The 25,503-nt window shown below is 43.8% G+C and carries 14 protein-coding genes; 5 read left to right on the forward strand and 9 right to left on the reverse strand.

Features of this window, described 5'->3' with window-relative positions:
• Positions 1-2: 2 nt before the first annotated feature.
• Entirely contained in the window at positions 3-3,041 is a 3,039-nt protein-coding gene (locus tag MASE_RS19095; protein ID WP_014951343.1) for a TonB-dependent receptor, read from the reverse strand.
• A 303-nt stretch (positions 3,042-3,344) separates the two neighbouring features.
• Positions 3,345-4,541 (reverse strand): XylR family transcriptional regulator, encoded by a 1,197-nt coding sequence (locus tag MASE_RS19100; protein WP_014951344.1) that lies wholly within the window; start codon positions 4,539-4,541, stop codon positions 3,345-3,347.
• Positions 4,542-4,770: 229 nt separating this feature from the next.
• Here MASE_RS19100 and MASE_RS19105 point away from each other — a divergent pair, with 229 nt between their 5' ends.
• Complete coding sequence (locus MASE_RS19105; RefSeq protein WP_014951345.1) at positions 4,771-6,252, forward strand: MFS transporter; 1,482 nt, start codon at positions 4,771-4,773, stop codon at positions 6,250-6,252.
• Positions 6,253-6,262: 10 nt separating this feature from the next.
• Positions 6,263-7,291 carry a glycoside hydrolase family 43 protein gene (locus MASE_RS19110; RefSeq protein WP_014951346.1) on the forward strand — a complete coding sequence of 343 codons (1,029 nt, stop codon included), beginning with the start codon at positions 6,263-6,265 and terminating at the stop codon, positions 7,289-7,291.
• A gap of 462 nt (positions 7,292-7,753) precedes the next feature.
• Here MASE_RS19110 and MASE_RS19120 read toward each other — a convergent pair whose 3' ends face one another.
• Both MASE_RS19120 and MASE_RS19125 read right to left on the reverse strand, forming a co-directional pair.
• Positions 7,754-10,630, reverse strand: a complete 2,877-nt coding sequence (locus tag MASE_RS19120) for a glycosyl hydrolase 115 family protein (protein WP_014951348.1) — start codon at positions 10,628-10,630, stop codon at positions 7,754-7,756.
• A 327-nt stretch (positions 10,631-10,957) separates the two neighbouring features.
• The gene (locus MASE_RS19125; protein WP_014951349.1) at positions 10,958-12,892 is read right to left on the reverse strand and encodes a sialate O-acetylesterase; all 1,935 of its coding nucleotides are present in this window, start codon (positions 12,890-12,892) and stop codon (positions 10,958-10,960) included.
• Positions 12,893-13,123: 231 nt separating this feature from the next.
• Here MASE_RS19125 and MASE_RS20090 point away from each other — a divergent pair, with 231 nt between their 5' ends.
• On the forward strand, positions 13,124-13,828 hold the full coding sequence (locus MASE_RS20090; RefSeq protein WP_014951350.1) for a hypothetical protein: 705 nt from the start codon (positions 13,124-13,126) through the stop codon (positions 13,826-13,828).
• 4 nt (positions 13,829-13,832) lie between these two features.
• On the forward strand, positions 13,833-17,000 hold the full coding sequence (locus MASE_RS19135; RefSeq protein ID WP_014951351.1) for an endo-1,4-beta-xylanase: 3,168 nt from the start codon (positions 13,833-13,835) through the stop codon (positions 16,998-17,000).
• Between the two features lie 96 nt (positions 17,001-17,096).
• Here the strand turns inward: MASE_RS19135 and MASE_RS19140 are convergent, their stop codons facing one another.
• From MASE_RS19140 to xylB, 4 genes are all read right to left on the reverse strand, one after another.
• Entirely contained in the window at positions 17,097-18,077 is a 981-nt protein-coding gene (locus MASE_RS19140; protein ID WP_014951352.1) for an aldo/keto reductase, read from the reverse strand.
• A gap of 62 nt (positions 18,078-18,139) precedes the next feature.
• On the reverse strand, positions 18,140-20,155 hold the full coding sequence (gene tkt / locus MASE_RS19145) for a transketolase (protein ID WP_014951353.1): 2,016 nt from the start codon (positions 20,153-20,155) through the stop codon (positions 18,140-18,142).
• 104 nt (positions 20,156-20,259) lie between these two features.
• Positions 20,260-21,579: a xylose isomerase gene (xylA, locus tag MASE_RS19150; protein ID WP_014951354.1), complete on the reverse strand. Its 1,320-nt coding sequence runs from the start codon at positions 21,577-21,579 to the stop codon at positions 20,260-20,262.
• A gap of 3 nt (positions 21,580-21,582) precedes the next feature.
• Positions 21,583-23,067, reverse strand: coding sequence for a xylulokinase (xylB, locus tag MASE_RS19155; protein ID WP_014951355.1), 1,485 nt, complete (start codon positions 23,065-23,067; stop codon positions 21,583-21,585).
• A 284-nt stretch (positions 23,068-23,351) separates the two neighbouring features.
• On the opposite strand from xylB, the gene tal reads away from it, so the two are divergent.
• Positions 23,352-24,305, forward strand: coding sequence for a transaldolase (gene tal, locus MASE_RS19160; RefSeq protein WP_014951356.1), 954 nt, complete (start codon positions 23,352-23,354; stop codon positions 24,303-24,305).
• Between the two features lie 96 nt (positions 24,306-24,401).
• Here the strand turns inward: tal and MASE_RS19165 are convergent, their stop codons facing one another.
• Positions 24,402-25,340, reverse strand: coding sequence for an aldose epimerase family protein (locus tag MASE_RS19165; protein ID WP_014951357.1), 939 nt, complete (start codon positions 25,338-25,340; stop codon positions 24,402-24,404).
• Between the last annotated feature and the right edge of the window lie 163 nt (positions 25,341-25,503).

The raw sequence follows: 25,503 nt of genomic DNA on the forward strand, positions 1-25,503 counted from the left end.
ACTTAGAACTTATAGCGGGCACCAAGGTTGTAACGCGCTCCAAGCTCCGTCAAGAACCACATTTGCGTTTTGTTTCGTGCAAAGTCTCGTGCGTTCTCGCCCGTTACATTTATACCCTCGACGAAAACACTGAATTGCTCATTTATGTTATAGCTAAGGTTTACATCAACTTGTGTGTAAGCTTCGGTATACCGGGGGTTATTTGAGCCACCTCGGTTAGCTTCAGCTAAAAATTCATCGCGCCAGTTAACAGCTATTCGCGCTTGGAATTTGTCATCTTCGTACAAGCCCACTAGGTTAGCCGTATCGCTTAGCCCAATTAAAGCAAACTGTGACGTATTAGGATCTGCGTTGTTATCAAAGCCTACATCACCGTTTACGAAGGTATAGTTGGCCTGAACGCCAAAGCCTGTCTCGCCAAAGAAATGCTGAACAGCAAACTCTGCCCCGTAGATTTTCGCAGAGCGGTTGTTATCAGGAGTGTTAGTCCTAAACACATACTCTGGGTCTGACTCATCGGCGAGAATATCCCATCCTGGAGTTTCTGCGAGTTGCTGTATCTGTTCGGGCGTGCCAGTGTAGTCAGCCGCTCCGTTAGGAAAGGCTTCTGGCTGGCTTAGCAATACGGTCATTGCGTATAAAGATGTATCATCTACAGCGATACCCAAATCTTGGAGAGCGGCGGCGGCTTCCTGAGCACGAGGACCCGCGGTTGGGTTGCGTATACCTAGAATGGTCTGGTCTACTTGACGGCTGCCTAAGAAATTAGCCACATCTTTTTGAAAGAATCCTGCAGAAACATAGCTCGTAGAATCGTAGTACCATTCTAGCGACACATCTGTATTCGACGACTCAAGTGGCAACAAGCCTGGGTTTGAGGCGTTCGCCGTAGGTATTGCACCTAATAACGTAGAACCGCCGCCACCACCGAAGTTGCTCGCCGACACACCGAGGCTGCCAAGTCCTGCACGAGCAATAGTTTTGCTATAAGAGAAGCGACCAATCAAATCTTCGCTAATTTCCAGTTTCAAATCTAAGCTAGGTAGTAAATAATCATAGCTGTTCTCAGCTGATGCTGGCGTTGGGGGGACATCAGAATTTACAAAGGGAACGATATCGTTATTATCTTCCCAACGGAATAAAGTTTGACCTACTAGAGAGGTTGATTTCACATCTGTTTCTTCGTAACGAAGCCCGGTTAGCACGCTGAAATACATGCCGCCAAGTTCTCCATCTAATGAAACTTGTGCATACGCCGCTAAAGTGTCCTCTTGAATTGTATCGTCAAACGACAAGGCTTGCTCGGTTGACGATGGAATGCCTAGATATAAAGATTCAGCGGCTGTATAAAGTTCACGAGCGTCAGCAATAAAGCCAAAGCCACCCGGTAGTACACCGTAATCGTCAAATTCACCAGGTAGATCGAAAGGTTGAATTAAGTCACCAAACTCGCCAGGATTAGCAACCCCCCAGTTACCTAAGGCAATGTTGTTGCCTGCGGTTTGGAACGAACGAGATTCCATTTCCCGAGCTTCAACACCAAAGTCGAATCGACCATTATCTAACACATATTCGCCGTCTAATTTAAACTGTGTGATCTTCGAGCGCTGAGCTGCGTTACGAATACGCGCAATTGACGAACCTACATCACCGGCATCAACTACTCCGTTATTATTGGCACCACGAATACTGTCGTCGTAAACATTTAGATAAGTAGGTAGCTCCGAATCGTAGAACCACTCCCTCTCTACTACAGTAGGGGCGCCTAAGCCCACCGCAATTTCTCCCGAGCCACGTGGGCCGGTACCACGACTGTGCATCTCCGAGTCATGCGCATCAAACGTAAGTGAAAAGTCGTTATTTACTAAATATTTAAAGTTTACACCTATTGAGTCTAGCGTATTAGTTTGCTCTCGCCACTGTTGCTCATAGCCTTCATCTGTTCCGCCAGCATAGGTCTCTCTCATATAGATAGGAGTTTTTACAGTGCTGTTATCGAATTCCACAACCTGTGTATTGCTGCCAGTTTGCACCCAGTTAGTAATTTCGCCACGTTGTTCAACTATTTCGTTTTCAGCAAAGGTGTAGTCAACGGAGGCTGTGAACTGCTCTGTAGGAGCAAACTGAAGAGTTAACTGCACATTATCGCGAACGCGCTGAGTATTTGAGAATGCGTAACGAATGTCATTTGGGCGAGCGTATAACTGGCCTTGCTGGGGAGCATTGATATATTCAGCACTTGTCGTATTCCACAGCCTATCTGGATCAGCAAGATCGTCCCAATAATCGATATTCCAGTCATTTACCGTCGCACCGGTGTAACCTGAGTCACGCTCTTGGTGGATCGCAGCTACGCTAACGCCCCAGGTCGCGTCATCGTTAGCGTAACTAACAATCGCCGAGGCCTCTGGAGTTACATCGTCTCCCGTTCTATTTGTCGTGTCATGTACCGCTTTTACACCCGCAGTAGCCGTAAAACCTTCATTGTCTAAGGGTTTAGCTGTCACGATATTAATGGTTGCACCAATGCCGCCCGTTGCAATATTGGCCTTACCTGTTTTATATACTTCTACCGCTCTAACGGCCTCTGAAGCCAAATTTTGGAAATCAAATGAACGGGTGTTACCCCCACGAGTTGTTCCGTCAGCACCAGAACCCGCACCATAAGTAATAGCCGCAGGCATTGTACGACCATTGAGTGTAATCATATTATTACCACCCGCGAAACCGCGAACAGTCACTTCTGAACCTTCGCCGTTAGTCCGGCTGATTGAAACACCGGTAATACGCTGTAACGATTCTGCGAGGTTAGTATCTGGGAACTTACCAATATCTTCAGCTGAAATTGCATCTACGATACCAGCAGAATAACGCTTAATAGATGCGGCTTCTTGCAAACTACCTCTTATACCTGTTACTTCGATAATCTCTGTTTCTTGATCATCTTGTTCCTGAGCAAGTACGGGAGTTGAAATTGTAACTCCCAAAATTAAGGATAAACTTGTTGCCAACTGTGTTTTGGCAAACTTTCTTTTCGACATGTGCCTTCTCCAGATCCCGCATTAATGAGTGTATTAATTCGTTAACATCATCTGTACCGCTATTCGTTATTTTCAAATTACACCGATGATTGTTTAACGCCTCAATAATAGCGCTCGAGATAAGACAAAAGCCTTTATGTAATTTATCAAACCGTTAACTAAATTTTAACAGGCGTGAGTTTTTACTGTTCTAAGTAGGATTAGTTCGACAAGTATGAGCATTAAATAAAATCCTATAGTGATTACCAAAGGGCTTGAACCGAACTCTTTTTAGCTGAGGATAGGTAGTGCCATTGTTGCAACTTAAAAACTAGCCACTTTACTTTCCTTACCCTTTTGATTTTCGCTTCTATAAGCTGATGGCGTTGAATTAAAGTGCTTGTTGAAAACAGAATACATATATTGGAGTGAGGGATAACCGCATTTTTCGGCAATGTCATTAATTGACATCTCTGATTCGGCGAGTAGCTTACACGCGCGAACAAGTTTCTCGTTATGAATTGCTGTATGAACACTGTAGCCATGTTCTTGTTGAAAACGGTTTTCGAGATTAGACCTGGAAATACCTACGAAGTCTGTTACCTGATCAACCTTGATACCTTTAGTGGCAAACTGTCGTATAAAGTGAACGGCTTGAATTACATAAGGGTCAGACAATGCTTTAAATTCTGTCGATTGACGTGCTTCAACGCCTACTGGACCCACTAATACCTGACTTTCAGGCACCTTTTTACCTTCTAACCGCTTGTGAAGAAGTTTCGCGGCTTTGTACCCCATTTCGAAACAACCTTGTGTCACTGAACTCAAGCTAATCCGGCTTAGGTTTCTTGCTAAGTCGTCATTATCAATGCCAATAATTGATACTCTTTCAGGAACCTCTACCCCTAAGTGATCACATGCTTGGAGTAGGTGCCGTGCTCGGGCATCGTTTACCGCAATAATCCCTATAGGCTTTGGCAGATTCTCTATCCAATCGCTTAATTGCTTAAACGTGGAATGCCATGTTTTACGGTTTGTGGCATGGCCTTTATAAATTTGGTAGCTATATTCTTCTTTACTTGCCAACTTCGCGAATGCGCGCTCACGCTCGATAACCCACCGATGATGTTCATCGAGGGGTACGCTATACATCGCAAAACGTTTTAATCCTTTCTCTTTTAGGTGTTTAAACGCAGATTCAACCAGCGCGAAATTGTCTGATGCCACGTAAGGAATATTCGGGTATTGTTCTAGGTCAGAATAGGAGCATCCTACACCGATAACCGGTTCAGATATGTTGTCTACAATTTTCTTGATTTCTAGGTCATCATAGTTAGCTATTAATCCATCACAGCGCCATTCACTAACATCATCACCGTGAAACCTAAAGTCCTCTTCTAAAAAGACGTCCCAATCGACTTTAGTGGTATGCAGGTAGTGTCCGATACCCTCTAGAATTTGTCGATCATACACGTTATTAGCATTAAAAAGCAGCGAAATGCTGTGTTTTGATTCATACATACTCGGACCTGAACCTGTTAATCGACCAAATGTAGTATTACTTGATACTCTGAATTTGAATACATTTCAAGCCTAGTTGAAAGCCGTAATCTCGTTAAAAATGCAAAACGAGAACAAGTATCTTAAAAAACATAATTGTTAATAATAGCGGCAAGTTGCAACATGATGATAACAAATTTTTATTACACTTATTCCACTTTTCTTTTCTATATGTAAGTAGACGCAGTAAATGAATGCACAAACCAATTCCATATCTATCACAGAAAAAATAGGCTATAGCCTCGGTGACTTAGGCGCCAACCTTATATTTCAAACACTGATGACTTTTCTGGCTTTTTTTTACACAGATGTTTATAAAATCCCGCCGGCCACGGCTGCAACAATAATTTTTGTTGGCGGCATGATAGGTGCTTTTTTTAATCCTGTGATGGGTGTGATAGCAGACCGTACTCATACACGCTGGGGCAAGTTTAGGCCATGGATACTATGGACTTCAGTTCCTTTAGGTATAATCTCCTTACTTGCCTTTAGTACACCCGCGTTGAGTGACCAAGGAAAGTTAATATACGCTTTTACCACATATGTATTGTTGGTCGTGATTTATTCTGCGAACAACCTTCCGTATTCAGCCCTAAGCGGCGTGTTGACTGGCAACATGAAAGATCGAAACAGTCTATCGGCCTACCGTTTCGTCGCGGTAATGATTGCTCAATTTATTATTCAGGTTTTGTTGCTACCTCTTGTGTTGATTTTAGGAGACGGGGATAAAGCAGCAGGCTTTCAAAATACCATAATGATATTTTCTGTTGTGGGTATTATTTTCTTTCTGATTACTTTTATAACTACGAAAGAAAGAGTGATCCCTTCACCAGGAATGTCTTCGAGTATCAAGGATGACATAACAGATTTGATGGGCAATCGGCCTTGGTTAATTATTCTTTGCGTCACTATTTTAGTTTTCGTCACGCTTGCTTTAAAAGGCGGTATGTATATCTATTATTTCGAGAATTATTTAAGTGCAGCTCACATTCAAATATTCCTAAATGATATTCAATTCAACGCGTCTATAAATGCACTCAACAAAATACTCGTTAATGCTGGCCTGACCGAATTTCGCTGGCCTGAAGATGCGGCGACATCTGGCTTTAGTTTGTTTAATGCTGGCGGCATTATTTTTATGATTGTTGGGATAGGGTTTTGCAAACCTTTAGCTGATAAATTTGGCAAAAGAGATGTATTTGGATGCGCTCTATTTGTCTCAACACTTTTTATACTCGCTTTCTACATTATACCTCCTACAGAAATAGGTTGGGTGTTTTTGAGTCAAATTATGCATGGCTTCTTTTATGGCATTACGATCCCCTTACTTTGGGCAATGGTGGCGGATGTTGCGGACTATTCAGAGTGGAAAAATAACCGTAGAGCCACCGCGATTATATTTTCCGCAATGATATTTGGGCTTAAATCTGGCCTAAGCATAGGGGGAGCGTTAGTCGCGGGCATACTGGCTACCTATGGATATGATGCAGAATTGTCATCGCAAACCGTAGCCGCGGTTGAAGGAATTAAATTATCGGTGAGTGTCTATGCTGCTATACCTTTTTTACTTTGTGTTATTGCTGTGCTGTTCTTGTATAGCATAGACAAGAGTAAAGAGACTCAAATTGAAAAGGAATTAATGGTAAGGCGGGCTGTGAAGGTAGAGCTTTAAGGAGTATAAAATGCCAGAGAAACAATATGAAAATGAGATCGAAACATATAAAGAGTCTGCGATATCCAAGCCTCTTGTAGAGCACATCTACACCGCAGACCCTTCTGCACACGTATTTGAAGGAAAAATTTACATTTATCCCTCTCACGATATTGAAGCGGGAATACCTTTTAACGACAATGGCGATCACTTTGCTATGTGCGACTATCATGTACTTTCCATGGACTCGCTAACATCACCGGTGCAAGATCATGGTGTAGCATTGCACGTGGATAATGTGAAATGGGCAGAGCGCCAAATGTGGGCACCAGATGCCGCGACTAAAAATGGTAAATATTTTCTTTATTTTCCTGCGAAGAAAAGCGATGGAATCTTTCAAATTGGCGTTGCTGTAAGCAATACTCCTCATGGTCCATTCATGGCACAGCCTGAACCTATCGGCGGAAGTTATTCTATTGACCCAGCCGTGTTTGAAGACGACGACGGAACACATTACATGTATTTCGGTGGTATATGGGGTGGACAACTGCAGAACTATAGAGATAACAAGTACAACGCTTCTTTTGCAGAACCCCAAGACGGCGAGCCTGCGCTTGGTCCAATAGTGGCCAAGATGAGCGGTGACATGCTGGAATTTGACCATACGCCCAGAGAGATACTGATTGTAGACGAAGGTGGCAAACCTTTATTAGCGGGTGACCATGAGCGTCGCTTCTTTGAGGCATCGTGGATGCACAAACATAAAGGGAAGTATTACTTCTCCTATTCGACAGGTAATACCCACTATCTTTGCTATGCAATTGGCGATAGTCCTTACGGGCCATTCGTTTATGCTGGACGAATTCTTGAGCCCGTGGTCGGTTGGACAACGCACCATTCAATTTGTGAGTTTGAAGGTAAACACTATTTGTTTTACCACGATAGTACACTCTCGGGTGGCGTAACTCATTTGCGTTCCGTTAAGGTGGCACCGATAGAATATGACGATGATGGAAAAATTATAACGCTCTCCCCTTACGGCGATGTACGCGTCGAGTAATGTAGAAGAAAAGTAGGGTTAAAGCGGCATTCAACCGAAAGCGGTTTAACATATTACAAGTGTAATGCCTTTAAAGAGGTTTCGTTAAAACCTCTTCGTGAGAGCTAGTGTATCGTCCATATCACATTGTACGTTTTCGCCTTATGTTTTAAGGCTTTATACGTCGGTCTGTTAAGGCGATACACTAATTTTATTAAAAGTTCACTACCGACAGTTCGCTCTCTTCAGGCATCAGAATGATATGTGTTCAACGAGCTCTCGTGTCTCCTCATAGTTACCTCCTCCACACTAAGCCCTGTCAATTAATCTTGGATAAATTACAAATTGGCCCCGAGAAATTTATCAAGAAAAAGGAAATGCGCTGGACCGAAAAGCCGGCCAGCACACCGATATTCATATTCATAAAGCCAGAGGACTTCAAATATCATTAGTGTCCGTAGCAGGCTAGCCACCCGCTCCTAGTCACTCGATAAAAACACTCTGCTCTGGGCCAAGATAACTCGGTTTTAAGCGACCTGTGTCCACAATTATTTTTTGAATCACTACACCAGGGTCAATGGCGTAGATCTTTAGGGTTTTCGCTCCGGGTGTCTTTAAAGTATGGTGACTTATCGCATAGCGAACGCCCTTTTTAACTGAATCCTGCCATGCTTTGTCACTGTTATCCTCTAGAATATCGATGATCTGAGGAGGCTCTTCACCCAGTGAAATTGCGTAGCGCAGTCCCCGATCAGGAACAAAGTTTAGACTTGGCGCTACAATTGTTTGAATGCTTATGTCGCCGCTGCTAAACAGATGAAGGTCGTATTCAATGACTGGCGAAGCAGTTAAATCTTCTACAAATGTTTCATCGATAGGCATTGATACTGCCATAGATGAGCGGGTGCGGCCATGTAGTGGAATTTCGTACCATAAGCCGCTATCGGTGCTGTGCCGTCGTTGTGTATTGGCTGCCTCTATTGAGATATATCCGTCAGCTTCCACAAAACCTTTGATACTTTCTTGTTGTCGTTTAATTGCCGATATACTGATTTTTGCTTCACCCCAAGCTGCTCCTGAGATCACAATATGACCGGCATGGTGGCCTATCGTTAAATTTTCCCAATCTATACTGACTAATACGCGTTTATCATCTTTTACTTTTCCTTCTTGCTGGCTTAGACGTATCCAAGGAGCAGAGACCTCTGCGGTAAAATCAAAGGGAACAGTACCTTTGTTATATATTTCAATGTAGCGTTGGGATTGGCCGAAAGATTCGAACGTTAGTTTCATATTGCTATTATGAGGCCATGATGTACCGCTATCCTGTGGCCAAGCTGCGGCACTGCCTTCAATAGACACGCCCATATCAGACACAGCATTTGGTTTGTTGATATGTAACACCGGCATGGTGTCTTCTGGTGGGTTGTTCCAGTTGGTATAACCAATATGGGGTTGAGACATAAAATGGTTCCAGCGCCCATTATTTAGCTCATGGTACCTTCTTTCTAGAGCAGCATCTTGTGCAAACCACTTTCGCGCTTTTAGGGCATAATCATTCGCACTCGCACGTTCTTGCAGGGCGTACAGTCTGTTTTTCACAAGGTTGTGGTTTAATTCGTAGACAATGCGCACAGCTTTAATTGGATGAAGGACAAGCTGAAAAAAGGCATCTTGATAGGATGTTTGTAAGTCTTGGTAAATCGATTCTGCCTTTAGCTCTAGTGCAGCAAGTTCTTCAGAAATACGGTGAGCTTCGTCGTATACATATATACTATATGTAGAGGGCGCAACAAGCTCAGGTTTACGCCTGCCATTATGGCGCGTATAACCTTCAACGATATCTGCAATTTCCTTTGCGTGTTTTTTACCAAATTGTTGGCTAGCCCAATTTAATCCAAAGTTTGCAAGCGCTTCGGTATCCATAAGTGTTGGATCCCACGCCATGTTCAAAAAGAAATCAATTGGATACTCCATGGGTTTCAGGTCCCCCACATTGGTTATCCATATTTCTCGTGCTTCGAATTGATAAGCCAACTGCATCTGTTCCCATATTTTGGCGATAGGAACGGTATTAATCCAGCGATAGGAACGCGGCCCCCCCACATAGTCAAAATGATAATATACGCCAGCTCCACCTTTTCGTTGGCGCTCTTCTGGTGTAGGTAAACGTCGAATATTGCCCCAGTTATCATCAGCCCATAGGAGTGTGACATCGTCGGGCACTCGCATTCCATTTTCATAATAGCCTTGAACTTCTTTATAAAGGGTCCACACCTGTGGTATGTCAGACACATCCTTTTCAGTAAAAACATCGGATAATATCTTTCTTTGGTCGGTGACCACCTTTTCTAAAAGTGCGATATTTTGAGTTTCACTCATCGGCGTGTCTTCTTGGCCACGCATACCTAATGTGAACACACTATCGAAACTTTTATGACGTTTTGCTCCTTCCGTCCAAAACTGATATAGATTGTCTTGATTTACCGCATAATCCCATTTTCCCTCCCCGAACCTGTTCCATTCTTTATCTGCCCGCATCATCGGTTCATGATGGGAGGTGCTCATTACAATGCCCATATCATGTGCCAGTTGAGCATTCATTGGATCGTCAACGCTAAACGCATTGTTCCACATAGCTGGCCAGAGAAAGTTGGCTTTTAAACGTAGGAGTAGTTCGAATACATGCTGGTAAAATTCATTGTTGTAGTTGCCAAATTTGTCTTTCACGTACCCCGTTAACGCAGGTGCTTCGTCATTTAAAAAAATGCCCCGGTACTTTACTTTTGGCTGGTCTATGATCTGAGTTTTATGATGTATATAGATATTATTATGAGTGCTGACGGGAACATCGGCCCACCAATACCAAGGTGAAACGCCAAGTTGCCGTGCGAGTTCGTAAATGCCATAAATCGTCCCCCTGCGGTCACTACCGGCGATCACTAACGCTTGTGCTATGTTTGGCATGGGGGAGGGAATTACCTCAATATGATATGCCTCCCATTCACCCCTAATACGCGAGAAGTCGACTTTCCCTTGCCGTTCAAGCATTTGTAATTCGGGGCTGTTATCCAATGTCCCGATAATGACAACAGCCGATTGTTTAACTTGTGGCTCGGCGATAGATGGACTATTTCCTGTTACTTTCTTAATGTCACCTTTGAGCTGTTCAATCGCCATGATTACGCCTTTAGGTTCACCATTGTCGAAGATCAGTGGAGCTGGCTGGCCATCGACTGCGAAAGGTAAATCACCGCTATCGCGCTCAAAGTGCACAAATGACTCAGCTGCGATTACTGGACTATTTATCCCTACCCAGAACACGATCAATAAAGCAAATGTTCGTATCAAATCAGTCATGTTTCCTCCGAAAGCTGCCCACCTAACTTGGACATTAATTTACTCACACCTCTAAGATGCTCGCGCAATCTTAAGGCAGGCGAGTATGTTAATTTTTTGTTTTTTTTGAGTTTCCTCTTATAAAACTTTGTAAAACTAAGCCCAAGACAATAAAAAACGGTTAAAAGGAGGGGGTAAGAGTGAGGTTTAGGACAATAGTACACACTGTATAAAGTGATAATGACCAGGTTACACGCAAGCCAAATGCACTTGTTAAATCTGCATGTTTTCTTCCATGCAGAATTTAACAGTTACGTGTTTCCTATAAGCAAAGGCTAATGCCTGGTACTAATCCAAATTAAAACGAAATGGAGCGGCAGGTAGCCCATCTTTGTTATATAGATTCGCGGCTGGGTTGTCTGCCCAAGCATAACGGACGGCCGAAGGGTGCTTTACATCGGGGTGCCAAACCTGAACACGCTCCCCCTTAATCTCTGCTTTTGCCCAGTGAAACACTCCACTTTCATCCGCGATTTCAAACCCTGTCAAATTAGTACCCGAAGTGAACAAGCCACCACCTTGATACTTAAAGTTAATCCACACATGGCTTCCTTTTAGAGTTACCTTTGTTGCCATAGGGCCACTGTACACAATATCTTTACCATAAACTTTATGGAGCGCATTTTTAGCGAGTCGCTCACCAACAGATTCTTTATCTAAAGGATGTATATCATTCCATTCACCTACGTCGATGGCCACCGCCATGCCCGTGTTGGGCAAAGACAATGCGGATGCTTGCTGTTCTCTTAACTCAGCCCAACCGCTTTGGGCTGGCGTTGACAAACGCGGGTTAAAGTTAGCCAACTGAACAAATAAAAATGGTAGCGTGGGGTTGTTCCATTTATTTCGCCAGTCTTCAATCATGGTTTTAAACATATCACCATAATTATCTGGATTAGCTGTATTTGACTCCCCCTGATACCAAATAACTCCTTTGATTGGTAAAGACGTTAGTGGGTTGAGCATGGCGTTGAACAGGCCCATGGGTTTGTATTGAATGAAGGTGGTTTGCTGAAGATGTTCATGGACAACGCCAAGTTTGTAGTGCCATTCTCCGTTTAAATCTACGCGAGTTTCACCTGCGCCAATCCAGTATTCCTTGTCAGAAACGAACCCGCTGTGGCCCCTATGACTTTCTAAGCGAATAGTAATAGTATTGCTTCCAGGTTTAAGCACATCAGCGGGCACCGTGTAACGGCGGGGAGGATACTTATAGGTAGTTTGCCCCACTTTGGTACCATTTACATAAGTAGTGTCCGCATCGACAAGTGCTCCAAGCACAAGTGTCGCTTGTTCACCTACAAGGTGATGAGGCCACTGAAAGCGTTTTCTGAACCAATGCACGCCATTAATAGGCTTTTGCTCCGCGTCGGTTAGAAAACCAGGCACCGAAAATAAAGTCCAGTCACTTTCGTCAATGTTGTTTGACCACCAATAGGGCGATACATTACCTTTATCGTGAGTTGATATGTAATCTTCCCATTGTCGTTGTCGCTCAGCATCTTGGGATATAATTGAGTTAATGACATTATCATTTTGGAAGTACTTCGCTTCTTTCAAATCCTCGGGAAATGAGGCTAATGCATCTTCACTCATCCACGACTGTATTGGCGTTCCCCCCACTGCACTTAGAACAATACCTACTGGTACATTCACATCGTCCTGAATTGCGCGTGCAAAGAAAAAACTAACGGCTGAAAACGATTCTCGCTCTATAAGTTTATCGGCCGATTTCCATTGTGCGTCCTTTACTTCGATATTTGGCTGCTTGAAATTGTACTGCATAGGTACACTAAACTCGCGGATCAACGGTCTGCTTTCATTTGCTACAATGTCCGGAAACTTTTCCTTTATTCTGGCTAGCGGTAACACCATGTTAGATTGCCCAGACGCCAGCCACAGGTCCCCAAAATATACGTCTTTGACTTCAACAGTATTGTTGCCAACAAATCTCAGGGTATGAGGTCCGCCCGCAGGTTGTTTGGGTAGTGAGGTGCGCCAAATGCCGTCTTCTTTGTCAGCTTTTGTAACAGCCAATGTTTCACCATTTAGGAAAATGGTTACTTTTTCCTCAGGGCTAGACCATCCCCAAAGAGAAACTGGTATATCGCGCTGAAGTACGGCGTGGTCGGACAGCACTGAGGGAAGCTTTACCTCAGCGTGGGCCCAACGGCTACTGAATATGAGTAATATTATGGTGCACCTAAACACTACTTGTTTCATCCGATACTCCTTTCATTCTAATGCTACTTATTAGCAGTAAACTATCCGAGAAATAAAAAACCAAAAATTGTAAATGCAATACCGTTTTTTGTTATGAAAATGTTACTGACAATTCTCTATTCTCCACTATAACCAAACGTCACGTTTGGCCTTATTACGTTATTACTAAGTTAAATTTCGTTTTTTAGTAATGACGGAGTGCCCCCCAATAAATAAATTAGGAATATAGCTATGTTGGTTTATCGAAGTATTTTATTAAGCTTATTAATGCTCTATTTGCCCGCTGTGAACGCAGCAATTCTTGAAAACGGCGATTTCTCAACGTGTAATTTTGCAGGATGGGAACGAGATACAGATGGCGCTGGCATTATAGCGTCGGGAAATGACTTTTCCATAAATGGCACCGCCCCCAGTTGTGAGGCTGTAATTAGTGTTGACTACACAGATACAGAAGCCTTTTTTGCAAACACATTATTTCAGTTTTTAGATTTCAGCTCAGCGGGAAGTGGACCACTCACTCTGAGCATGGATATTGAGGTAAATAGTGAATTATCAGACATCGATAATAGCTTTATTGCCGATTATTTTGTTATTAGCTTTTTTGATGGCATCAATTTTTATAGTAATACGGGCTCTACCGGGAGCCTTTTTGAAGCCGATATTAACGGCTTGGCCAGTTACACTCTTTCTTTTCTGCTTGAGCCATCGCTTACATCAATCTCGAATTTGTCCCTAGATTTTCAGCTTCTGTTAGGTGCAGATGATGATGGTTTTACCGATTTAGGTGGTTCTACTCTTCGAATAGATAACGTATCCATTACTGAAAACAGTGTGCCGGTTCCAGCGCCTAGTGGAGTAATACTTATGATGATTAGTTTGGCTGCTTTAGGCGCGCGAACGTCGCGAGCAAAGCAGTTATGTTGGCAGAGGAGCTAGTACAATGAAAAAATTTTTACTGAAACTAATTATAGTTACTTCTTTAACTTGGCTAGCTTCACCCGTTTTCGCCGACTGGACTGATATTGAAGAAATATCGATTAGCAAATCTCGACCTTTATTTGACAGAACGAACAGAGTCTACGTTGTTAATGTACAAATACAAAATGATAGTGATGAGGACATTCAAGGCCCTCTAAGAATGCTTGTTAAAAACGCTACCATTGGGGTGACGGGCGAGGATGGTCTAAGCGAAAGTGGTGCGCCATATTTTGTAGTTAGTGAAGCATCATTACCTGCTGGTCAAAGCGTCTCGGTTAAAACGACGTTTGAACCGAATCGAGCGAGGCTCGCCTTTGATGCTGTTATTCAAAAGGCAGAGCCTAACGTTGCAATTTATGCAGAGGCAGAGGGCGGGAGTGCCGGCACGCTACTGTTTAAAGGTAACGCCTTTAGTGTTATTGAGGGCGACCCTAGTTTCGTGACCATCAATGAAACAGACACTAATGCGCCAACCGATGATGCTCGTGTTATCGAACTTGAAGTCGCATTCCCTGATGCCGGAGAATATACGCTATATGCGAGAGTGCGTGTTGGCCCAAATACAGTTGAAGACGACAGCTTCTTTCTCCCTACTGAGTTTGGTAGAAATAATGGCTGGGAAACGCTTAATAATATTACAGGATTTGTGGTGCCTGGAGAGCCGGGCTATGAAGCGAACAGTTTAGTTATCTCGGGAGGTTCAGCCGCAGGCAACGTGTGGAAATGGACACGGATAGCAGGCCCGACCTATACGGTACCTGATAATAGCTTAGATCAGGTGTTTCGATTTGCTGGTCGCGAAGATGGTTTAGCCATTGATAAGTTTGCATTTGCCAAAGAAGATCTTCTGTTCACTATAGAAGCTTTAGAAAATGGCCGTGCTGGTAACCTTATTGAACCGCCTCCACCTTTCGTTCCCGCTGGACCTCCACTTGCTACAGGGCAAGAGAAATTCCTCGGGGGAGTTTGCTGTGGACGACAGCGACCTAACTTCGAAGCTTACTGGAATCAGGTTACGCCCGAAAATGCAGGCAAATGGGGATCAGTGGAAGGTACCAGAGATGTAATGAACTGGGCTGAGCTTGATGAAGCCTATGAGCTCGCCAAAGCCAACAACTTCCCTTATAAGCATCACGTTCTCGTATGGGGGAATCAGCAGCCTGAATGGATAACAGATTTGCCTGCAGAGGAACAACTTGAAGAAATTCTGGAATGGTTTAATGCCGTAAACGCAAGATATGAAGCTATCGACTTTATTGAGGTGGTAAATGAATTTGATAATGATCCGCCAAATCTGGCCAATGATGGCCCAGGCTATATTGATGCGTTGCGTTTATTTGATCCGCAAACCACTTCGGAATTAATTAGCCAATTTGAAAATAATGGCTTATCAACGCCCGAAGCCACAAATAAAGCCGCTAAGTTCGACTGGATCATCAATGCATTCCAGATGGCACGAAATATTTTCCCTTCAACTACCCGCTTGATGTTTAATGAGTATAATTTAATCAACTCTGCCTCTCGTACTGACCTTGCTATTGAATTAGCGAAGTTACTTCAAGCACGTGGACTACTTGATGACTTTGGCTTTCAAGGCCATGCTTTTTCTACAACTGGTCCTAACGAAGCTATGTTAGAAAATCTCGATAGAATCGCGTCAGAAACAGGATTAGATGTTTACGTTACTGAGCTTGATATCGATGGCCCGACCGAGCTTATTCAATTACTGGATTATCAAAGAATATTCCCCCTATTTTGGGAACATCCGGCAGTTAAAGGGATAACTATGTGGGGGTATTTACCGGGTCACTGGCGCGAAAATCAAGGTGCTATATTAGCATTGGAAAACGGTTCGGAAAAACCTGCTCTGAAGTGGTTACGCAGTTACATGCGAGGCCTCTCTCCTACCATCACAAACCCGGGTCTGCTGGAGGTTAGCGCAGATGCACCAATCGGGACCTCTGTTATAGTACTTGAGTCTAAAACATTTGACGGCGTGGTTAACACCGAAGGTGAACCCGTCACTTGGTCAATCTTAGGTGGCTCGGGTGAGGGGGAATTCACTATCGACAGTGAAACGGGTGAAATTACCACTACTGAAAATTTACGTTCTGCATTGAGAAATCTTTACGTACAAGTTGAGCAGGACGGCTACACCAGCTTGGTCTTGGATCTACAAATCTTCATTCCAGGTGACGACTTAGAGCCCGTTGTGATTGAGTACGATTTTCTGAATGATGTTCAAGGCTGGCGCGGTGATTATGGTACTGGAGCGTCTGTAGATTATGATGAGGCGGCACAGGCGGCTGTAATGATACCAGACTGGGCCGGTAACGCGAATGAGCAGGTGTATATTCGCGAGATAGCATTAACTGACCTAACCGATGCAACCGTGGACTATTCAGTAACGGTTTCTCAAACGCTTGCGGACGCAGGTCTAACGATTCAAGGCTTTATCCAAACCGGAGCGCCAAACTATACGCGTATGTATGGTGAGGCGTTTACGCCAGTGGCGGGCGAGAATACGTTCAGAATAAGCCCGCTGGATAATGGTAATGGTGACATTGAAATTATTGAACGAATAGGTTTTCAACTTAACGGGCCTTTAACCGGGGCGTTAGACGAAAACGTATTGTTAAATAATGTGATTGTTACTATTCCTGTAACGGTTCCGGCGAGTAATGTAGTTGAATATGATTTTGAAGAAACTGTTGAAGGCTGGCAAGGCGAATACGGCACAACTGCAAATGTGGTGCACAACGCGCTGCGCGAATCGGCTGAATTACTTCCAAACGGTTCAAGTGCTTCACATAACTATATAGTCCAGTTTTCCCCTACTGATTATACAGGTGCAAGTCTAAAATATACGGTTACAGTAACCGAGGAGCAGGCCAACAATGGATTGACTGTGCAGGGCTATGTTCAGACAGGAGCGCCTAGTTACACACGACTGTACGGAAATATTCAAAATGTGGTGCCAGGTGAAAACGTCTTTACTTTCACTCCCGTTGACAATGGTAATGGAGACATCGCAAACGTTGAAAGGATAGCATTTCAAATTAATGGATCGTTTTCAGGCGCAAGTGAGGATACTGTGTTGCTTGATAACGTGCTAGTGACATTTCCTTAAAGAATGATGTAGCCCCGGCTACTAGAAAAAGTAAACCCCTCTGACAAAAGAGGGGTTTATTATTGAACTAATGACTTAAAATACAAAGGTTTTATATTACACTGGGCACCTAATTAGATTCGCTATTTTAGACTGGTATAGTTCATACAGTAATTTGTGACTTTCGCTTGAAAGAGGAGCGATAGTAGAAGCGTTTACGTTTTGCATAACCTGTTGTGCAGAGCTGGCTCCTGGAATTACAGTTGTTACTTCTTCATGGTCTAAAATCCACCGCATAGCGAAGTTTGCCATCGTTATTTCAGAGGGCTTTATCTGCTGCAACGCCTCTACCAATTTAAGACCTTCATTAAAATCAATTCCAGAAAAGGTTTCGCCAACACTGAAAGCTTCGCCATCTTTATTGTAGTTTCTATGGTCGGATTCAGCGAATGACGTTGAAGCGTTATACTTGCCACTTAATAAACCGCTGGCAAGGGGAAGGCGCGCAATAATACCAACTTGGTTTTCTTTGGCTACTTTGAATAAAGCATCTTTAGGAGCCTGTCTAAATAGGTTAAAAATAATTTGCAGAGAAGTTAGGTCTGGGTGTGCTACACACATCATCGCTTCATCAATGGTTTCAACACTAGCGCCAAAATAATCGATAAGGCCTTCTTGTTGCATTTGTCTTAAGAAATCAAAAATGTGACCTTTTTCTAAAACCGAAGGTGGTATGCAGTGAAGTTGAAGAAGATCAATTTTATCGCGACGCAGCCGATCACGAGAGCGTTGAATAGCGTCGCGCATATCTTGAAGCGTATAACCACTGGGGTAGGTGCCTTCACCACGGCCGTATTTAGTGGCTATTTTTACGTCTGCTTTTGTTTGCTCCAGCCGTTCACCAAGAATAGACTCGCTTCGCCCCGCTCCGTATACATCAGCGGTATCGAAAAAAGTAATACCGTTTTCTAAGGCAGCTTCTATGATATGAATAGCATCTTTTATAGCGATTGGACCAAAATCTCCTCCCAATTGCCAGCATCCCAGACCAACTTCGCTCGCGAAAATAGAAGATTTGCCAAGTTTTCGTTGTTTCATATTTTTCCCTTTAGATATCGTCTTCACCGGTTAATTAAAGTGGTGTCCGCCCTTTCAGCCCCTTAAAAAGTGTTCCGTTTTGCGAGAGCTTTTCGAGCTTTTGCAATCACATTGTCCACGGTAATGCCAAAGTGTGAGAACAGAACCTCGCCTGGTGCCGATTCCCCAAAGCTGTCCAGGCCAAGAATTTCCCCCGCAGGCCCCACGAACTTGTGCCAGTAATCGACATGTGCGGCCTCTATGGCTAGCCTACATGTTACGTGAGGGGGCAATACCTGTTCTTGGTAAGTAGATTCTTGACGCAGAAATACACTTGGGCTGGGTAAGGATACGACACTGGCTTTAATATCGTGCAAGTTGATTAGTTGTTCAGCGGCTTCAACAGCAAGTGGGACTTCTGAACCAGTGGCAATGAGGATAATGTCAGGTTCGCCCTCGCAAGGGCGAAGAGTATAGCCACCTCTTTCAATCTTGTGTAATTGGTCATCGGTTCTTGCTTGGGGCTTCACACTTTGCCTACTAAAAACTAAAGCGGTGGGGCCGTTTGAGCGCATAAGTGCTATCTTCCATGCTACCGCCGTCTCCGCAGCGTCGCAGGGCCGCCATGTATCCAAATTAGGCGTCATACGCAGCGTGGCAAGTTGCTCAATTGGCTGGTGAGTAGGGCCGTCTTCGCCTTGACCGATTGAGTCATGGGTATAAACGAAAATATTAGGAAGGCCCATTAATGCTGCCATTCGTACAGCATTTCGAGCATACTCCATGAAAATTAGAAAGGTAGCACAAAATGGTTTAAGACCACTGTGGATGCTAATTCCATTAGCAATAGCAGTCATTCCAAATTCTCGCACTCCGTAAAACAGATAGTTTCCTGAAGCATTTTCTGCGGTTATCGGTTGAGATGAGTTCCACATGGTTAAATTGGACCCCGACAAGTCAGCTGAGCCTCCGATTATTTCAGGTAAAAGATTCGCATAAAATTCAATAGCGTTTTGGGACGCTTTACGTGTTGCCATAGGTTGCATTTCAGCTTGCGCTGAGTGGATGAAACTATTGGCGCTTTGTGAAAAGTCTTCTGGCAACTGGCCAACAGTGCGTCGTGTAAATTCGCTCGCTAGTCTAGGATGCGCTTCATTAAACCTCTTGAATAAGGTATTCCACTCATTCTCCCACGCTGCGCCGGCCTCTCTGGCGTCCCACTCATTACAGATATCACTAGGGATATCAAAAGGCTCATGATGCCAGTTGAGGGCTTTTCTCGTAGCCCGAATTTCACTTTCTCCGAGCGGTGAACCGTGGCTACTGTTTTTACCAGCCTTATTTGGCGACCCAGCACCAATCACCGTTTTACAGCAAATTAACGTGGGTTTGCCCGCGCACTTTTTCGCTTCTAAAATAGCATTGTCGATAGCCTCATGGTCGTGACCATCAACGTTAGCGATAACTTGCCAGCCATAAGCTTGGAATCGGGCTTGCGTATCGTCAGTGAACCAGCCTTTCACTTCGCCATCTATTGAAATACCATTGTCGTCCCAAAATACTATAAGCTTTTCCAATCCCAGCGTCCCTGCCAAAGAACAAGCCTCGTGGGAAATGCCTTCCATCAAGCAACCGTCGCCAGCAAAACAATAGGTATAATGGTCAACTACCGCATATTCAGGTTTATTAAACTGTGCGGCCAAAACTTTTTCAGCAATAGCCATCCCCACAGCATTGGCAAGTCCTTGACCTAGCGGCCCAGTGGTGGTTTCTACCCCCGGGGTGTAGCTATATTCAGGATGCCCTGGCGTTTTAGAGTGTAGCTGACGAAATCGCTTTAGGTCGTCGATAGAAAGGTCATAGCCAGTTAGATGAAGCAGTGCATAGAGCAACATAGAACCATGACCGTTTGACAAAACAAATCTATCGCGGTTGAACCAGTCAGGGTTAGATGGGTTATGTCTGAGATGTTTTGTCCAGAGCGTATAGGCGATATCCGCCATTCCCAGAGGAGCTCCGGGATGACCAGACTGAGCTTTTTCTACCGCATCCATGCATAAAGCACGTACAGCATTAGCCATAGGGTTCGAAAATTTCATAATTATTCCAAAAAGATAATGAAGTGATGTTGATGAAAATCGAGTGAGAAGACTAAAGGTAAAAAGCGGGCTAGAAATTCTTCCAGCCCGCGATGTAGGCAAAATTAGCCAAATAGTGCGCGGTTTAGTTTATTTTCGAGTAGCTCTTGTTGACCACTCACGGCTTTGGGCGCTAAGTTATTCGATACACAATGCTCTGCTAATGATTCTAAGCTGTGTTTACCACTATCAATTGCTTTACCTAAATCACTCTGCCAGCCTTTATATCTTGCTTCTTTAGCTTGCGCCAGAAAGTCGTTCTCGATGATTTTTGCAGCTTTTCGTAACGCTAAGGCCATATGGTCCATGCCCCCTATATGACCATGGAATAAATCTGCCGGGGCGCAGCTCTGGCGACGAAGTTTACAGTCAAAATTCAGTCCGCCAGTAGTAAAGCCACCATTTTTTAAGATTTCATACATGACCAACGTTAACTCATCAACAGCATTTGGAAACTGGTCAGTATCCCAGCCGTTTTGTGCATCACCACGATTAGCATCAATGCTGCCAAAAATACCTAATGCTATTGCTGTTGCTATTTCATGGTGAAAAGAGTGGCCAGCAAGCGTAGCGTGATTCGCTTCGATATTGACTTTGAACTCGTCCTCTAGCCCATAACGTTTTAGAAAACCATACACAGTGGCCGAGTCGTAGTCATACTGATGTTTTGTAGGCTCCTGAGGCTTAGGTTCGATGAGTAGCGTTCCTTTAAAGCCAATCTTATGCTTGTGCTCTGCGACCATGGTAAAGAAGCGCCCCAACTGTTCATCTTCCTTTTTAAGGTTGGTGTTAAGGAGACTTTCATAACCTTCTCTTCCGCCCCATAGTACATAATTCTCACCACCCAACCGTTTGGTAGCGTTCATAGCATGGAAAACTTGTGTTGCGCCAAAAGTAAAAACTTCAGGATTGGGGTTTGAGGCACCGCCAGCACAATATCTTGGGTGGCTAAATAAGTTCGCTGTACCCCATAAAAGCTTCAGTCCTGTTTGTGCTTGCTTCTCTTCAAGCACATCGACCATAGATGAAAAGTTGCTGACATACTCATTAATGCTGTCTCCGCCAGGCGCCACATCGGTGTCATGGAAACAATAATAAGGAACATTCAATTTACTGAAAAAATCAAATGCGACATCAGCTTTTTCAACTGCGCGTTTCATGGGGTCGCCGTCTTTCAACCACGGTCTGCCAAAGGTGCCTTGACCAAACACATCAGCGCCATCCCAACAAAAGTTATGCCAGTAACACGCTGCAAAACGCAGGTGTTCTGCCATGGTTTTTCCCAAAATAACCTCTTCGGGGTTATAGTAATGAAAAGCTAAATCGTTGTCTGATTCAGGTCCTTCATATTGAATAGGTTTAATATTTTCAAAATAAGCTGACATAATTTAGCGCTCCGTTGACGTTTGAGATAAAGGCGATACCGCTTGCTGAATAGCGGGATAAAGCGAAACGAATAGGTTTCGTCTTCGCTGATAAATTTGATGATGCTCTGCATTTGGGTTGTGGGTATCAACCAGAGGTGGCGATCCACACACATTTTGCACTTGACTGTTTTCGCAGGTTCCCAGTTGAGCCAACCTTGCAGCTCCTAGTGCTGGGCCGACATCTCCTCCCTGCTTGTAAGAAAGTTTTAGGTTTAAGATATCCGCCATCATTTGTCGCCAATAGGCGCTTTTAGTGCCACCGCCAATTAAACAAATGTCATTCGCAGAGGTACCTGAGGCATGAACAGCATCTACACCATCAGCCATAGCAAAACAAACCCCCTCCAAAACAGCGTAAGCCATATCTTTTGTGGAATGTTGGTGTGTAAGACCAATAAAGGCGCCAGATGCATTAGGGTCGTTGTGCGGCGTACGTTCACCACTTAAATATGGAAGGAAAAACGGCGCATTTTCCGACGGGCCGTCTTCATTTTCTAGCAAAGAAAGTACAGCTGGAACATCTTTTCCAACTACTGATTTGGCGAACCAGTCAAGGCAGCTGGCGGCACTTAGCATTACCGACATTAAATGCCAGCGGTCAGGTAAGGCATGACAAAAGCTATGTACTGCTTTCTCAGGGAAGCTGCTGAATTGATCAGCTACGACAAAGTAGACGCCAGAGGTGCCCAGTGAAATCATGCCTTGACCAGGCTCAGTCAACCCAACGCCTATTGCGCCGGCTGCATTGTCTCCTGCACCGGCCACAATTGGGATTTCGTCCATTCCCCACTTCCGGGCTAGCTCGGGTAATAATGTCCCCGTTACTTGGGGCCCCTCGACCAACTCTGGCATGTGCTTTTTCGTAAGCCCACATGCAGCCAAAAGCGATTCATCCCAACAGCGTTCTCGGGTGTTCATCCACATTGTGCCTGACGCATCTGACATATCAGAAAAGAACGTGCCGCACAGCCGAAATCTCAAATAGTCTTTGGGCAAAAGCACTTTATGAATTCTCTCAAAATGCTTAGGTTCATTATTCTTGACCCACAGCAACTTGGGTGCAGTAAACCCTGGCATCATAATATTGCCAGTCAGTCTTCGGCTGTCTGAAACAACCCCTTCAATTTCCAAACACTCCGCTTGGCATCGCCCATCGTTCCATAAAATTGCGGGCCTTATTACGCTTCCAGCTTCATCTAATAAAGTAGCGCCGTGCATTTGCCCAGAGAGCCCTATCGCTTTTATCTGTGAAACGATATGAGACTGTGAAAGCTGGTCAATAACCGACTCTACTGCTGACCACCAATCAAGTGGGTTTTGCTCAGACCATAGGGGGTTGGGACTGTTCACAGACAACGCCGCAGATTTCGTGTCGATGATATTACCTGCGTCGTCCATAAGTGCCGCTTTTAAACCAGATGTTCCTAAATCGATCCCTAAATACATAACTACATTCCAGAACATAACCAGGCCGAAATGGTCATTCTTTTTATCGGCTATCGCAATTATGAAATGTGGAAATGAAATTCTTTAATTTTGTAATTTATTTGTTATTTAGTGGTTATTTCACTTTTTTGGAAAAGGTATAGGCTATGTTTTTTCAGTCAGATTTTTCGCAACACCAATATCCAAAATCATAATATCTGCGCCCTGTATTTGCGATTTACATTAATACTCAAAGTTCTTCCGAACTGACCTAAAGTCCTTTTAAATAATCACAGAGTAAAGAAATGAAAAATCAGTTAGATGCATTGAGGGATATGACTACCGTAGTTGCAGATACAGGAAACGTGGAAGCAATTAAAACGTATCGACCTTATGATGCCACTACCAACCCATCCTTAATTTTAAAAGCCACTACTTTGCCTCAATATCAGCATTTGATAGATAAATCAGTTAGCTGGGCAAGGGCACAGGCTAATAATAAGGAACAGCAAATTCTGCACGCCAACGACATGCTCTGTGTACTTATTGGTAAAGAAATAAGCGAGTTTGTACCTGGAAGAGTATCTACGGAAGTAGATGCTAGACTGTCCTTCAATACATTTTCCACTATAGATAAGGCTAAACAACTCGTAAAACTATATGAGGAAGAAGGCGTCGACAAATCTCGTATTCTTATAAAGATAGCCTCGACATGGGAGGGAATTAAAGCCGCTGAGCAGTTAGAGCGAGAAGGCATTAATTGTAACCTTACGCTTTTGTTTAACTTTGCGCAGGCACGAGCGTGTGCCGAAGCAAATGTGTTTTTGATATCCCCGTTCGTCGGCAGAATATTAGACTGGTACAAGTCTCATCACAATATTGCTGAGTACTTACCTAACGATGACCCTGGAGTTAAATCGGTCACCGAAATCTATAATTATTATAAAGTTCATGGTTATAAAACCGTTGTTATGGGAGCGAGCTTTAGAAATATCGGTGAGATTCAGGCTTTGGCTGGGTGTGACAGATTAACTATTAGTCCAGAGCTTCTGGAGGCACTGGCAAACTGTTCAGATCCGCTACCTCGTATGCTTTGTGATACAAATGAGTACCAAGTTCCCCCTGCACCACTAGATGAGGCAACCTTTCGCTGGGAAATGAACCAAAACGCAATGGCGACAGAAAAGCTTGCTGAAGGCATACGCAACTTTGCTATCGATCAACAAAAGCTGGAAAACATGCTTGCTGACAGACTATAGGAAATACTGTGAGATAACGCCCTCATCTAGGTGTTACCATTGATAGTTCCCCAAGTGTTTAAAGCGATATTGCAACAATGTTGAAACTGGGAACTATCATTCTGTGGTAATTGTATAGTCGATTATGTGTTGTTGAAGCGTATTTGCTGGAAGTAACCCCAAGGGATGATTTTTACAATTAGGCATGTCAGGGCCGAACTGCGGTTCTATACAAACGCTCTGGTTTTTACAAAAAGGCTCACTTAAATGACCTCCGGTATAAAGCTGCATGGCAGGGTAGTCTGAAGATACTTCCAGCTTCAAATATCTATCGAAACTTTCCAAAATAGCTTTGGAGCACGAATTGGAAAAAATGAAATTGTTATCGAGAACCTCAGACCCCTTTTGTTGAGTTAAAAGATACCGCTTTGAATAGTCATATTGCGTATGTTTTACTGACTGAGGAGGGCGGATTGGTAGGCCGTTCGAATCGTTAATATTTACGTGAGTTGCACATGTGGTAAGCCACTGCTCTAAGCCACCTCGATGGCTATTAACTCCGTTAAGATTGAAGTAACTATGGGCTGACATTCCCGCGACTGTGTCTTTCTCCGAGAGTGCACTTACGCGAAGTCGAAGCCGGTTATTCTCTAATGTGTATTCAGCTGTAAGTTCTAGTGCTCCAGGGTAACCATTCCACATATCCTGAATAACTAATTCCAGCCGTACAGCGCTCTGTGAACAACGAGTGATTTGCCATACCTGTTTATCTATTGCATTTTCCCCTCCGTGCAAATGATTAAGGCCTTCGTTGCGGTCAAGGTGCAATACTTGGCTTTCTCTAATATCTACCCTCCCATCTTTAATTCTGTTTGCAAATGGGCCAACAATTGCACCTAGGTAAAATTGGTCGGATAAATAATCTTCTTCGTTATTGTACTTAAGCACAATCGACCGATAGCTGCCGTTTACTTGTACCTGCCAATCGAGGATGCGAGCACCAAAATCACTTATAGTGACACGCATTGCATCAGATTTAAGTTCGATGATTTTCATAAACTATTATTTTTTGCTCTCTGTCAGCGTATATACCAAGCGTTGTTTCCACGTATACCAATTACTTGAAAGTAACAGTGAATTTATCGGGCAATTGGTTGACGACGCCTTTTTCCTCAACCGGATTCAAAATCCCGCTCGGAGCTAACGCAGGGACTTCCGG

Origin of the sequence: Alteromonas macleodii ATCC 27126, from assembly GCF_000172635.2 — a bacterium.
Classification (GTDB): Bacteria; Pseudomonadota; Gammaproteobacteria; order Enterobacterales; family Alteromonadaceae; genus Alteromonas; species Alteromonas macleodii.

Bases quoted from the DNA above. Each gene is read 5' to 3' on its own strand.
- tal (WP_014951356.1), top strand. From the start codon at position 23,352: ATGAAAAATCAGTTAGATGCATTGAGGGATATGACTACCGTAGTTGCA.
- xylA (WP_014951354.1), bottom strand. From the start codon at position 21,579: ATGTCAGCTTATTTTGAAAATATTAAACCTATTCAATATGAAGGACCT.
- tkt (WP_014951353.1), bottom strand. From the start codon at position 20,155: ATGAAATTTTCGAACCCTATGGCTAATGCTGTACGTGCTTTATGCATG.
- MASE_RS19165 (WP_014951357.1), bottom strand. From the start codon at position 25,340: ATGAAAATCATCGAACTTAAATCTGATGCAATGCGTGTCACTATAAGT.
- MASE_RS19140 (WP_014951352.1), bottom strand. From the start codon at position 18,077: ATGAAACAACGAAAACTTGGCAAATCTTCTATTTTCGCGAGCGAAGTT.
- MASE_RS19095 (WP_014951343.1), bottom strand. From the start codon at position 3,041: ATGTCGAAAAGAAAGTTTGCCAAAACACAGTTGGCAACAAGTTTATCC.
- MASE_RS19125 (WP_014951349.1), bottom strand. From the start codon at position 12,892: ATGAAACAAGTAGTGTTTAGGTGCACCATAATATTACTCATATTCAGT.
- MASE_RS19120 (WP_014951348.1), bottom strand. From the start codon at position 10,630: ATGACTGATTTGATACGAACATTTGCTTTATTGATCGTGTTCTGGGTA.
- xylB (WP_014951355.1), bottom strand. From the start codon at position 23,067: ATGTATTTAGGGATCGATTTAGGAACATCTGGTTTAAAAGCGGCACTT.
- MASE_RS20090 (WP_014951350.1), top strand. From the start codon at position 13,124: ATGTTGGTTTATCGAAGTATTTTATTAAGCTTATTAATGCTCTATTTG.
- MASE_RS19135 (WP_014951351.1), top strand. From the start codon at position 13,833: ATGAAAAAATTTTTACTGAAACTAATTATAGTTACTTCTTTAACTTGG.
- MASE_RS19100 (WP_014951344.1), bottom strand. From the start codon at position 4,541: ATGTATGAATCAAAACACAGCATTTCGCTGCTTTTTAATGCTAATAAC.
- MASE_RS19110 (WP_014951346.1), top strand. From the start codon at position 6,263: ATGCCAGAGAAACAATATGAAAATGAGATCGAAACATATAAAGAGTCT.
- MASE_RS19105 (WP_014951345.1), top strand. From the start codon at position 4,771: ATGAATGCACAAACCAATTCCATATCTATCACAGAAAAAATAGGCTAT.